Source organism: Anabaena cylindrica UHCC 0172 (assembly GCF_034931625.1).
Lineage (GTDB): Bacteria > Cyanobacteriota > Cyanobacteriia > Cyanobacteriales > Nostocaceae > Anabaena > Anabaena cylindrica_A.
Genome location: NZ_JAYGGY010000082.1, coordinates 37667 through 50059, shown reverse-complemented (window position 1 = coordinate 50059; position 12393 = coordinate 37667). Strand labels below are relative to the sequence as shown.

9 protein-coding genes and 1 pseudogene are annotated in these 12393 nt (G+C 41.0%); 6 read left to right on the top strand and 4 right to left on the bottom strand.

Annotated elements, in window-relative coordinates:
* Window positions 1-166: 166 nt before the first annotated feature.
* The 6 genes and pseudogenes from VB713_RS16855 to VB713_RS16830 form a co-directional block, all read left to right on the top strand.
* Window positions 167-3013 (top strand): annotated as a pseudogene (locus tag VB713_RS16855) (NACHT and WD40 repeat domain-containing protein); the annotation flags it as partial.
* A 94-nt stretch (window positions 3014-3107) separates the two neighbouring features.
* Window positions 3108-3296, top strand: a complete 189-nt coding sequence (locus VB713_RS16850; RefSeq protein WP_323312671.1) for a hypothetical protein — start codon at window positions 3108-3110, stop codon at window positions 3294-3296.
* A 21-nt stretch (window positions 3297-3317) separates the two neighbouring features.
* The gene (locus VB713_RS16845; RefSeq protein WP_323312670.1) at window positions 3318-3557 is read left to right on the top strand and encodes a glycosyl hydrolase family 31; all 240 of its coding nucleotides are present in this window, start codon (window positions 3318-3320) and stop codon (window positions 3555-3557) included.
* Window positions 3544-3879 carry a type II toxin-antitoxin system PemK/MazF family toxin gene (locus tag VB713_RS16840; protein ID WP_323312669.1) on the top strand — a complete coding sequence of 112 codons (336 nt, stop codon included), beginning with the start codon at window positions 3544-3546 and terminating at the stop codon, window positions 3877-3879. Before VB713_RS16845 ends, VB713_RS16840 begins: the two co-directional genes overlap by 14 nt.
* A gap of 164 nt (window positions 3880-4043) precedes the next feature.
* Window positions 4044-4292, top strand: coding sequence for a type II toxin-antitoxin system Phd/YefM family antitoxin (locus tag VB713_RS16835; RefSeq protein WP_323312668.1), 249 nt, complete (start codon window positions 4044-4046; stop codon window positions 4290-4292).
* The gene (locus tag VB713_RS16830) at window positions 4289-4675 is read left to right on the top strand and encodes a type II toxin-antitoxin system VapC family toxin (protein ID WP_323312667.1); all 387 of its coding nucleotides are present in this window, start codon (window positions 4289-4291) and stop codon (window positions 4673-4675) included. The genes VB713_RS16835 and VB713_RS16830 overlap by 4 nt, the downstream gene beginning before the upstream one ends.
* A 126-nt stretch (window positions 4676-4801) precedes the next feature.
* On the opposite strand, the gene VB713_RS16825 is transcribed toward VB713_RS16830, so the two are convergent.
* From VB713_RS16825 to topA, 4 genes are all read right to left on the bottom strand, one after another.
* On the bottom strand, window positions 4802-7432 hold the full coding sequence (locus VB713_RS16825) for an HD family phosphohydrolase (protein WP_323312666.1): 2631 nt from the start codon (window positions 7430-7432) through the stop codon (window positions 4802-4804).
* A 274-nt stretch (window positions 7433-7706) separates the two neighbouring features.
* On the bottom strand, window positions 7707-8633 hold the full coding sequence (locus VB713_RS16820) for an ADP-ribosylglycohydrolase family protein (RefSeq protein WP_323312665.1): 927 nt from the start codon (window positions 8631-8633) through the stop codon (window positions 7707-7709).
* Window positions 8634-8705: 72 nt separating this feature from the next.
* A complete protein-coding gene (aroQ, locus tag VB713_RS16815) occupies window positions 8706-9158 on the bottom strand; it encodes a type II 3-dehydroquinate dehydratase (protein WP_323312664.1) in 453 nt (150 codons plus the stop codon).
* A gap of 486 nt (window positions 9159-9644) precedes the next feature.
* Window positions 9645-12278 carry a type I DNA topoisomerase gene (topA, locus tag VB713_RS16810; RefSeq protein WP_323312663.1) on the bottom strand — a complete coding sequence of 878 codons (2634 nt, stop codon included), beginning with the start codon at window positions 12276-12278 and terminating at the stop codon, window positions 9645-9647.
* Window positions 12279-12393: the final 115 nt, after the last annotated feature.

Here is a 12393-nt window from a genome sequence, read left to right as displayed (position 1 = left end):
AATTCCTTAGCCATGAAGTGATGCCACAGGTAGTTTCATTAGTAACGACGAATTATATATTTTTGTGATGGCGATGCCGGAAGATACACTCAAATTAATAGTATGATTTGTAATAGCAATTAAACCGTAGTTACCTGCTATATCTCTGTGCTTTCGGAATATCCCCATGAGCTTGATTAACCTGGATCTGGTCTTCAACGCCATTACGAGCATCGCCAAGCCTTTAATTAAAGAAAAAATTCTGCGGAGTGAAACTGTAATTAAGTTACTCCAGCAATTTAATTTAGATCCAGAGCATCCACCTGCCGATTTTAGTGGTGTTTACGCTTACGCCCTAGTAGAATATGGATTAGGCAAACCGAAGCCATTACTAGAATTATTCCGACAAGAAGCAATTAAACAAGCTTTTCGCACAGCATTAAACCATAATAATCCTTCAATTCTCCTTTCTGAAGTTGATGTTTTTCTAGATGCCTATACCTTGGGTGATGATATCAGAAGTTTGGGGCTTGATGTCAGGAGAGAAGTAGCTGAATTTGCTACGGTATTTATTGAAGTTGCCAAACGCACTCGCACACCCGCTGACGTGTTGATGAACCAGAAAATTGGTTCTCTACATAAAAGGATTGCCGGTATCCAAGAACAACTGGAAAGATTGCCGACGCTGGAAGGAATTCGCACAGAAATAGCCAGATTAGCAGTAGAAAATTATCCCGCACTAGCTGGAAGTGTAACCGAAAATCAATGTAGAGCTATAGCCCTTGCCCAACAAATGCGAGGATGGTTTGAAACCTTGAGTTATCGCCTAGAAAAATACGAAATCTGGGCGGAAGAATATTTTGAATGGATAATCAATATTCCAGTACGTCGCAGTTTTGACCGCATTCTTGTCCGTGGCGTGGCAGGAGAAGTTGGACTAAGTGATGTCATGGCCTTGCGTCAGTCAGTGGAGGAACAAAAAACAGATGAAGGCTGGTTGGTAACTACCCGCCGCATTTCCCGCGCCGCCAGAGATGAAGTCAAGAAAGAAGAAAATCGTCACCTTGACTGTTTTACATTTGACGAACTGATTGATTTGGATGCTGACTTTAACGGTTATCTCGACTGGTTAGAAGCAGAAATCCAACGCCGCAAAATTGATACAAAATATGTACCACTTGCTTGTACAAAAGAAGAAATTGACCCAGTTACCAAGCGACGAATTGGGGTAAGTCGTTATGAAGAAGAAGACGGCTGGATTGATGGTTATATCGACCTTTGGCTTGATGATCCTGCAAAAGAGCATATTTCCATTTTGGGAGAATTTGGTACAGGTAAAACTTGGTTTGTCTTTCACTATGCTTGGACTGCATTGCAACGTTACCGTGATGCCCAAAAACGTGGTGTTGAACGTCCCCGTCTCCCTCTAGTAATTACCCTGCGTGACTTTGCCAAAGCCCTAAATGTCGAAAATGTTTTGGCAGGTTTCTTTTTTACCCAACACAATATCCGCTTAAATAGCGAAGTTTTTGACCAACTCAACCGCATGGGTAAATTGCTGCTAATTTTTGATGGCTTTGACGAAATGGCAGCAAAAGTTGACCGTCAACAGATGATTAACAACTTCTGGGAACTGGCAAAGGTGGTAGTTCCCGGTGCTAAAGTCATCCTCACCTGTCGTACTGAGCATTTTCCAGAGGCGAAAGAAGGAAGGGCATTACTAAATGCAGAATTGCAAGCATCAACTAAAAAATTAACAGGCGAAACACCGCAATTTGAAGTGTTGGAATTGGAGAAATTCAACGACGAGCAAATTCGGCAGGTGTTGTCATACCAAGCTGAACCGACAACAGTTGAGCAGGTAATGGGCAATCCGCAATTATTAGACTTAGCCCGTCGTCCCGTAATGACTGAGTTAATTTTAGAAGCATTGCCAGATATTGAGGCGGGTAACCCTGTGGATATGTCACGGGTTTATCTGTATGGATTAAGAGTGTGGAATATCAGAGATGATAAATGCTTACAAGTCTTTCACATAAATACAGAGTGGGTTGTTTCAACTACCTTCAGTTCGAGTGGTGAGATATTGGCTAGTTGCAGTAGCGATGGATTAGTTCAACTTTGGAATACTAACACTGGTAAGTGCTTAAATATCTTGCATAGCGGTACAAATCAAGTAAAATCGCTGGTCTTTAGTCCAAATAGTGAGATACTTGCTAGCAGTAGTGGTAAGGCAATACAGATATGGAACGTTAGCACAAGTGAGTGCTTAATAACATTGCCAGCACATAAGAGTTCGATTTTGACGGTTGCTTTTAGCATAGATAATCAAATGCTTGCTAGTGGCAGCAAAGACAAAATGGCAAGATTATGGGATGTTTGCACTGGTGAATGTCTAAAAACATTAGAACATAATAATTGGGTTCGTTCGCTTATTTTTGGCTTGGACAATAAAATACTGATCACAGCGAGTGATAAAATAATAAGGCTATGGGATATTGACAGTAATCAATGTCTTAAAACTTTTAACGGACATAATGATAGAGTTGGGAGAATTACTCTCAGTTCAGATGGCAAAACGCTTGTTAGTGGGAGTTTTGACAATACAGTTAGACTGTGGGATGTTAGCACTGGAGACTGTTTAAATACATTACAAGGTCATACTTCTCCAGTAAGCTCAATTGCTCTTAGTCCTGATAGTCAAGTAATTGCTAGTGGTAGCTATGACTGTAGAGTAATGCTCTGGGATATTAACACTGGGGAGCGTTTAAATACATTACAAGGTCATGGTAGTAAGATATTGTCGATTGCTTTTAATCCAGATAGTAACGTTTTTGCGAGCAGTGGTTATGACCGTACAATAAGACTTTGGAATACTCGCAGTGGTGAATGCTTCAAAATTTTAAGAGGTCATGATAGTTCAGTAAACTCAGTTGCTTTTGATCTGAATGGTCAAACTCTAATTAGCGGTAGTGATGATGGCACAATCAAAATTTGGGATGTCGAAACTGGCGAGTGTTTAAAAACCTTGAGAAGCGATCGCCCTTATGAACGCATGAACATCACAGGTATTAAGGGTTTAACCGAAGCTGAAAAAGCTACACTTAAAGCATTAGGCGCAGTAGAAGATGGGGAATAAATCAGAGAAGATATGCAAGGATGCCTGCGGCAAGCGATCGCACCACCCATCCCTTTACACTAATACAGTAAGAGCGATGCCTGCGGCGAGTGAAGCGATCGCATTCCCAATACTGGAACGTTTGTGGTGCGATAGCGAAGCTGACCGAAGGTATCGCTTTTTAGGGATGCTAGAATAAAGAAAAACGGAAAATATTACCATGATATCAGCACATTTAGCAATTGTTAAAGATGGAAAAATACAATTAATTGATGACCTATCTATTCCTGAAGGAACAAAAGTATTAATTACCCCTATTCTTTTAGATAAAGAGCCAGAAAATGGAGATAATTGGGATTATTTTTCTTTGATAAATCTTAATCAATGTTATGAAGACAATGAACCAGAATATACCCTAGACTCAATCAAAGAATATAACGATAATTATGAAAGAAGGTAATATTATATTAACGCCTATTCCCCAAGCGAATGGAGAAATAAAAAATCGCCCTGCACTGATTTTAAAAGAAATGCCAAAATATCAAGACTTTTTAGTCTGTGGTATTAGTAACCAATTAAAACAATATATTTCTAATTTTGATGAAATAATTTCACTAGATGATGATGATTTTGAATCCAGTGGCTTAGTTAGTCAATCTGTTATTCGATTGAGTTTTTTAACCGTCATCTATCGTAACAGTGTAATTGGTTCAATTGGCAATATTTCAACCGAAAGACATCAAAGATTATTAGAAAATTTAAGCCAATTTTTAATAAAATAAACTGAGTAATTAAGTAGAAAAATCATCCCTTTTTTTAGGGATAAGGCGGTATACAATCGCTTTTGGGTATGTGAGGAGTGCGATCGCACCACCCAACATTGATATAGTAAGAGCGATCGCCCTAAAGTAAAATTAAAAATACAGTACAAACAATTTTATATTATATGTACAGCCTAGAAATTCCCGAAGGACAAGCTGAATTTGCTGAACTACTCCGTCGAGTGCGAGAGGGAGAAGAAGTAATTATTTCTCAAGCTGGTACTCCTATAGCACGTATAATCCCCATATCTGAACAGATATTATCTCGTATTCCAGGTTTAGACCGTGGTAAAGTAATAATTTCCTCCGACTTTGATGCTCTCCTACCCGATGATATACTAAATGCTTTTATCAACCCAACAGAAGAAGAATGAGAGCATTACTTGATACACATACCTTTATTTGGTGGGTTATTGACGATAATCGGCTTTCATCTATAGCTAAAAATATAATTACTGACCCAGGAAACATCTTATTTTTAAGTGCTGCGAGTGCATGGGAAATTGTAATTAAAGTACGTTTAGGAAAGTTGAATTTACCAGAACCGCCAGAAATTTACATTCCCAGTCGGTTGACTATAAATCGATTTGAAAGCTTGCCTATTCAAATGACTCACGCTTTACAAGTTGTCAATTTACCTGCTTTGCATCAAGACCCTTTCGACAGAATACTTATTGCTCAAAGTCAAGTGGAAAAAATGCCAATAATCACCATAGATAACAAAATCAGTCAGTATCTTGTAGATGTAATTTGGTAGTCTAAAGATAAGTTCTTGAACATCACCGATTTAGTCTAAACTCCAGTCATAAAATAAAAACTCTTAATTTATCTAGGTTTTAGGTTTATATGCCTAACGGCACGCTCCGCGAACAGCAAACCCTAATTATTTTGATTTTGGATAAGCAATACGTTTATGATGGAATTGCTGCCAAACATCAACAAATATTCGAGAAACTTTTGACATTTCTTCCCTTGTTAATCCAGAGTCTATTAATTGCTCATCTTGCCATTTAGCCCGGATAATATTATTCAACATATTTAATGCTTGTTCTGGGGTGGCATCTTTGAGGCTTCGCAATGCAGCCTCACAAGAATCAGCCAACATCACAATTCCTGTTTCTCTAGATTGGGGAATTGGTCCATCGTAACAAAAATCTGCTTTATTGACGATAATATTGGGGTCTTCCTTAGCCATTTGCTCGGCTTGGTGATAAAAATAAGCGATCGCCATTGAACCCTGATGTTCAGGGATAAAAGCTTGAATTGCTGTTGGTAAACTATGTTTTTTAGCCATTACCAAACCTTCAGTTACGTGCTTTTTGATAATTGCCGCACTCCGCCAAGGATCTTTAATTTCTGTATCGTGTTTATTCGGACCCCCCATTTGATTTTCAATAAATCCTAGAGGGTCGTGCATTTTTCCAATATCATGATATAAGGTTCCAGCCCTAACTAACTCCACATTGCAGCGCAGTTGTTTAGCCGCAGCTTCAGCCAGAGTCGCCACAAACAACGTATGTTGAAAAGTACCTGGAGTTTCAGTAGCCAGTCGTTTTAACAACGGACGGTTAGGGTTAGCTAGTTCTGCCAAACGAATCGGGGTAATTAAATCAAACAGTTTTTCCAAATAAGGACTTAAACCCAAAGCGATAATACTCCACGCCAAACCTGATACAGCAAATAACAGTGCTTCTTGCAGGACAATATACCAAGCAGAACCAAACGCCGCACCAACAAGTATATTCAAACCCAAGTAAATACCACCTTGAGTCAAGCCAAGAACAATACCTAATAACGCCAATTCCTCACGAGATTTAAATCTTTGGGCGACATAACTGCTTAAGATTCCCCCCGCCACACCAGCCAGTAGCGCAATCTTACTGATGTCCATACTAATAGGTAATATCAGCGATACTAGTCCCACAACGGTAACACCCAAAGTCGGGCCATAAAAGCTGCCTAACAATAAACCAATAGCGATCCAGGTAGTATATGGCACACCAATTGCTAAAATACTAGGGATACTAAGAGTGAGCAATAATATCAAAAAGCGATCGCGTTCTCGCAGGTGATTGCCAATCCGCCGTTCTACCCAAACAAAAACACCAAGGGCTATGCTAACTAAGCCTCCTAAAAGAGTCAAAGCCAGCCAATTCACCTCTCTACGAATCAAGCGATAATTCTCCAGCACATCAAATTTCCATTCTGTAATTCGTTCCCCCTTCTTAACAATTACTTCTCCTTGCCGCACTTTTTGCATTACCGATGGCACTTTATCCGCTTCTAATTGAGCCTTTTGTCTCGTTTGTTCTTCATCTTGCATGAGATTTGATCGGAGTACAGCCAACAAAACTTTACTTGCCAATGATTCAGCTTCACCAGGGACAGAGATTTGTACTTGTAGGCTCACCGCATCCTGTAAAATACTACGCGGCAGTCCAGGTGCTATACCTTGAGTAAGCATCCGTTCTGCACTTTGGTGTACTCCCATTTGTGTTTTTGCCCAATCCTCATCTGACAGTTGCAAAAGAAAAGTTTCTGCATATACTGCCTGTGTTTGTTCAGTCTCCATTTTTACAAGTTTGTCAGTAGCTTTGGCATATGCCGATCTAATTTGACCTATTTGGGCAATGAGTAAAAATAGATTTTTTTCTGAAGTGGTGAGGCGATAAGCTTCTAGTTCTGCTAATGCTTGAGAAATATCCGTCTGTCCCTCTTTGATTAAGGGTATAGATAAGGATAACAGCGGACTACGCAAAGGTCTGGAAAATGGTTGTCTATCAGTTGGCCTCGACTTAGGCATCAACAATTTATAATTTTGTTTCTGATTATTTTCTAAAGTTACTTTTAACTGTTGCCATTCAGACTCCAGACAAGAACGGAGATAGCGTTGGGTAGGAATAGACAAAACTGATACATCGAAAAAAGGAAAAGGCCCAGCAACAGCACGAAGTTCATTAGCATCATCGAGCAGTTGTCGCAAATGTTCGTTAATTTGTTCATTTTTTTGGGCATTAATCATCAATACAGGCTGAGAACTCGTTCTCACTGCTTTGCGCTCGTCTTCTGTTTGTTTGCGATCCTCGATATTTGCAGTATTAGGGGCAATAAATGTCTGTGGTGCAAAAGAACCAACTTTCATCTGAGGCTGGTTATATAATTCATGCCCCATGACACCTGTGAGAGATATCACGGCAATTATTAAAATCACTGTAGAACGCTTTTTATATAACCAACTGCAAACAACAGCATAAATGCCGTGATTCGGTTTGAAAGATTTTGGTGTTGAGTAAGGAGCTTTTCTTCCTTGTTGGTGTCCACCTTCGTCAGTTGTAGGTAACAAAAATACAAGTAAATTCTTGAGGATATTCCTGAAAAATTTTTTGTTATGACTCTGACTACTGGGACTACTCATCAAACCCAGCCACTTCACTTTACGGCATAACACTTTGCACTGTCGCCGCCATTCCCGGAATTGCTGGGTCAAAGACCGCAAAAATTTCTGCGTTTTCATTACCTCTGGGTGTAGTTCCTTACTTTGATAGCCCAAAACAAGACAATCATGACTACTGCTCCATGAATTATTAGTCTATATATACATAAATGGATTCTATCGGACAGAGTTTTTTACCAAACAACCAAAATGACTACATATCAGACAGCCATTTTTCTTACGCATTGGTTTGTGTAAATTTTAGCAGCTGATCTGCTCTGAAAAACTGACCCAAAACCAGATAATTCCAGACAAATTAGAAATTAATCAGATGCTTTAGCTAGAAATTTATGTTTCATCGTGGGCGAATAACGCGGGGAGCCGCAAAGATAGATAGTGGAGTCAATTCCCGATTTATGCCACATCCTTCTTTTGTGGGCTTGTTTGTATCCAGGGTAATATTATACACACCTGACCAGACTGCTACAAGTGCATCGGCTAATTCTAACATTTGGGAAAAGCTGCTCAGTCCCCAGCCGGGTGAATTAATGGCTAACAGTTGCCAATTCACAGGAATGCCAGTTGTACTGTTATATGCTCCTGATAAGGCTCCAGTAATTGCACTTCTAGGATGTGAGTCCATACACCAAGGATCTTCTTTCCCAGAATTAACGGTAGTTCGCAAAACTGTTAATTGCCAATCTTCTAAGGTACTCAGAAAGCAATAAAAAGCTAAGGCGATATTGCTACTTAGTTGTTCTTGTTTACTCAGTTCGGTTCGCGCCTGTTCTAATCCCGCTCCTTGCGCTAATAAAGTATTAATTTTTAATAATTTTTGTGTTAACGGTGTGGTTGTTTCTCCCAGAAAAGAAATCGTTTGGGGAATAAGGGTTAAGGGGTCGAGTTTTTCTGTTAGAGATTGAGCGATCGCATATCCTATAACTAGGGCTGCATCTTTTACTATCGACTCAGTATCCCAAATTTGTAATATTTGCAGCAAATTTTGTTTAAGTTTAATAGTATCTTCGTGAAAAAAAATTGCCACTGGTAAGGTGGCTAAAATTATTTTTACCCAAGTATGATCAGTTTTCTCCCAAACAAGAGATGCTTGTTGCTGATGCTTTAACCAATCATCTAAATCTAATCTACCCAGTGCAATTAAACTTTGGCTACCCAAAACCGCCATTTTACCTAAATCACCAGCATTCCCAACAGCTAAGTTTTCCCCCAGGAATGCGCCTATAAAAATACCTCTAACCCGACTTATGAGAGAATAGCGCATACAATTTTGGATTTTAGATTTTAGATTTTGGATTGTATATTTAGTCCAAAAACCAAAATCTACAACAAACTCTTAAATTTCGTCCTTTCTCAGATGATGTATCAATGCTTGTAAGCCCAACAAATAACTTTGGACACCAAAGCCACTGATTTGACCAATCACCACTGGCGCTATATAAGAATGATGACGAAAATCTTCACGACGATAAATGTTGCTAAGATGCACCTCTACCGTTGGTAAATTCACAGCAGCGATCGCATCCCGCAAAGCCACACTAGTATGAGTATACGCCCCAGCATTAATTACAATCCCTTGATGTAGCCCTAATGCCTGGTGAATCGTATCCAGCAAGACTCCTTCATGATTTGACTGCACAGCAGTAACTTTAGCCTGTAGCTTTAGTCCTTCTGCCTCTAACAATCTATTAATTTCCACTAGGGTCAGAGAACCGTAAATTCCCGGTTCCCGCTGTCCTAGTAAATTGAGGTTTGGCCCGTGCAGTATCAAAATGCTTAAAGTTGGCAACGTTAACTCCAATCACTTCAGGTAATTAGCGACTGCGGCGACGTTCGTTCACAGGAATCGGAATTAGTTCCGGTTCCGGTTCAGCCTCTGGACCAAGCAAGGCCCCCATTAGCTTCCGCGCTAATTCTTTAAGCTTTTCCAGTACCCTTTCTATATAATCCATTGAACTGAACGCTCCTGAGATACTACCTCAATTTTAATTAACTTTAGTCGCAGAAACTGGCGTATTATTGCACCTCTGGCTTCTCACAGGGTTAACACGTTCTGAGATTTAGAGCTAAAGCCGCTGCTAAAATTTTTTTTGTGTTCTCCCTTACTTCTTAGATTATCACATTAGTGATGGGTGATTGGTAATGGGTAATTGGTAATTGGTAATTGGTGATTGGTAATGGGTAATTGGTAATTGGTAATTGGTAGTGGGTGGCAGAATATAGATACTTCCTGATCTTCCCAGTTCCCAGTTCCCAGTTCCCAGTTCCCAGTTCTCTAACTAGTTGTGTCTTTCTTTTTTGTCCTACTGGTTGATGACTTAGCTTTAGAAGTTGTTGATTTCCTAGTTTTGCTAGTGGATTTGGTAGATGCTTTAGCTTGCAGCAATTCCAGTGCCGTAGACAGCGTCACATTTTCTACTGTTTGTCCTTCGGGAATAGGCACATTAGTTTTGTCATGCTTAATATACGGGCCATAGGGTCCATCATAGATATTGATAGGAGCATCATCTTCTGGATGTGTACCCAGTTCCCGTAAAGCTGCCTTAGATTTGCTACTGGCAGCACGTCCTTTTTTTGGTTCTGCTAATAACTCTAATGCACGTTCCAAGGAAATTGTCAATACATTATCAGCAGCTTTCAAAGATCGGTAATCTTTCCCTTCTTTCCCCTGGTCGTGAACAACATAAGGCCCAAAACGTCCCAAACTAGCTTGAATCTTGGCACCAGTAGCCGGGTGAACTCCCAATATCCGGGGTAATGCTAAAAGACCAACTGCCATGTCTAGGGTGACATTTTCATGGGTTACACCTTTGGGTAGGGAAGCTTGTTTGGGTTTGGGGTTTTCGTCAGTTTTATCCCCCAACTGCACATAAGGCCCATAAGTGCCAATTTTTACATAAATTGGTTCGCCAGTTTCTGGATGCCGTCCTACTTGTTCAGGTCCAGTGGTTTTTTGTCGTAGTAGGACTTCTACTTGTTTAGGGTCTAGGTCTGCGGGTGTGAGGTCTTTGGGAATAGATGCTGTGACAACATCATCACCATTTTTCACTTCTATGTAAGGGCCATATTTACCAATGCGGACTTTAGCATCTAAATTTTCTAATATTACGGTTCTAGCTGTAGTGGCATCAATTTTACTTTCTTGTTCCCTCACCAGGGTTTCTAAGCCTTGGTCGCCGAGATAAAATTTCTGCAAATAAGGTAGCCATTTAGCTTCTCCGGTAGAAATGTCATCCAGGGTTTGCTCCATTTTGGAGGTAAAGCTGGGATCAACAATATCGGGGAAATGTTTCTCTAATAAATCAGTTACAGCAAAAGCGGTGAAAGTAGGAATCAAGGCATTGCTGACTAACTGGGCATAACCTTTGTCGATGATAGTGCCAATGATGCTGGCATAGGTACTAGGACGACCAATGCCTTCACTTTCTAAGGTTTTCACTAGACTTGCTTCTGTGTACCTAGCTGGGGGTTGGGTTTCATGTCCCACAGCTTCTAGTTCATTACAAGTGGGATGATCGCCAACTTTTAGTGGTGGTAAAATTACCTCTTGGTCTTCTAATGCGGCTTCGGGATCATCAGAACCTTCGACGTAGGCGCGGAGGTAGCCAGGAAAATCTATGCGCTTTCCAGAAGAACGAAAACCAGCATCTTCAACTTGTAACTGGATGGTAATTTGGGTTTGGCGAGAGTCGGCCATTTGACAGGCGACGGTGCGCTTCCAAATCAAGTCATATATAGCCAGTTCTCTGCCGCCTAAAGCGGTTTCTTGGGGGGTACGGAAACTACTACCTGCGGGGCGAATGGCTTCGTGTGCTTCTTGTGCGCCTTTAGATTTGGTGGTGTATTGACGGGGCTGGGGGCTGAGGTATTGTTTGCCATATTTTTGTTCTACACAACTGCGGGCAGCTGCGATCGCTTGATCTGACAAATGTACCGAATCTGTACGCATATAGGTAATATACCCTTGCTCGTACAAATTTTGAGCAACCCGCATTGTATCCCGTGCCGAAAGGCGCAGTTTACGGTTAGATTCTTGTTGCAGTGTGGAAGTTGTAAATGGTGGTGCAGGTTTACGGGTGACTGGGCGTTCTTCAATGTCGTTGACATTCCAAGTTTTTCCTGTCAGCCGTTCCTTGAGGTCTATTGCTTGTTCCTCATTAAGCAACACCACATTGCGCCCTGCGGTAATTTGTCCCGTCGCGGCATCAAAATCGCTACCTGTGGCAACTTTCGTGCCTCCTAGGTTTATTAACTGAGCGCTAAAGGGGGTTTTTTCCTGGAGCAAACTGGCTTTTAAATCCCAGTATGTACCTTCATGGAAAGCACGGCGTTGGCGTTCCTTTGTCACCAATAACCGCACAGCTACAGACTGAACTCGGCCAGCAGATAATCCCCAGGCGATTTTTTTCCATAGCAGGGGCGATAGGGTGTATCCCACCAACCGATCTAAAATGCGTCGGGTTTCTTGGGCGCGAACTAACTGCTCATCAATAGTGCGGCAATTTGTCAAAGCTTTTTTGATGGCTTCTTGGGTAATTTCATGAAATACCATCCGCTTTGTTGGCACTTTTGGCTTCAGCAATTGGTATAAATGCCAACTGATGCTTTCGCCTTCCCGGTCTTCGTCAGTTGCTAGAATTAATTCATCAACGCCTTTGAGAGCTTCTTTAAGCTGAGTGACAATTTTCTTTTTATCCTTGGGGACAACATATACCGGTTCAAAGTCGGCTTCTATATTCACCCCAAGCTGCGCCCATTTCTCCCCTTTGACGGCGGCGGGAATTTCACTGGCCGACTGCGGGAGGTCACGCACATGACCCATTGAAGCTTCTACCCGATAGTCTTTGGGCAGGTAGTTACGAATGGTACGAGCTTTGGTTGGAGATTCGACAATGACGAGAGTTGACATGGAAATTTCAAAAAAAGAATAGCTGCGAAGCTAAACAGTCAAGTTGGGATAGTTTCGGCGAAATGTCAAGATGAAATATCACGCCTAAGCAGTGATTTAATCCTTACACAAACTG

Bases quoted from the DNA above. Each gene is read 5' to 3' on its own strand.
- VB713_RS16840 (WP_323312669.1), top strand. From the start codon at position 3,544: ATGAAAGAAGGTAATATTATATTAACGCCTATTCCCCAAGCGAATGGA.
- VB713_RS16835 (WP_323312668.1), top strand. From the start codon at position 4,044: ATGTACAGCCTAGAAATTCCCGAAGGACAAGCTGAATTTGCTGAACTA.
- VB713_RS16820 (WP_323312665.1), bottom strand. From the start codon at position 8,633: ATGCGCTATTCTCTCATAAGTCGGGTTAGAGGTATTTTTATAGGCGCA.
- VB713_RS16845 (WP_323312670.1), top strand. From the start codon at position 3,318: ATGATATCAGCACATTTAGCAATTGTTAAAGATGGAAAAATACAATTA.
- VB713_RS16825 (WP_323312666.1), bottom strand. From the start codon at position 7,432: ATGAAAACGCAGAAATTTTTGCGGTCTTTGACCCAGCAATTCCGGGAA.
- topA (WP_323312663.1), bottom strand. From the start codon at position 12,278: ATGTCAACTCTCGTCATTGTCGAATCTCCAACCAAAGCTCGTACCATT.
- VB713_RS16850 (WP_323312671.1), top strand. From the start codon at position 3,108: ATGGGGAATAAATCAGAGAAGATATGCAAGGATGCCTGCGGCAAGCGA.
- VB713_RS16830 (WP_323312667.1), top strand. From the start codon at position 4,289: ATGAGAGCATTACTTGATACACATACCTTTATTTGGTGGGTTATTGAC.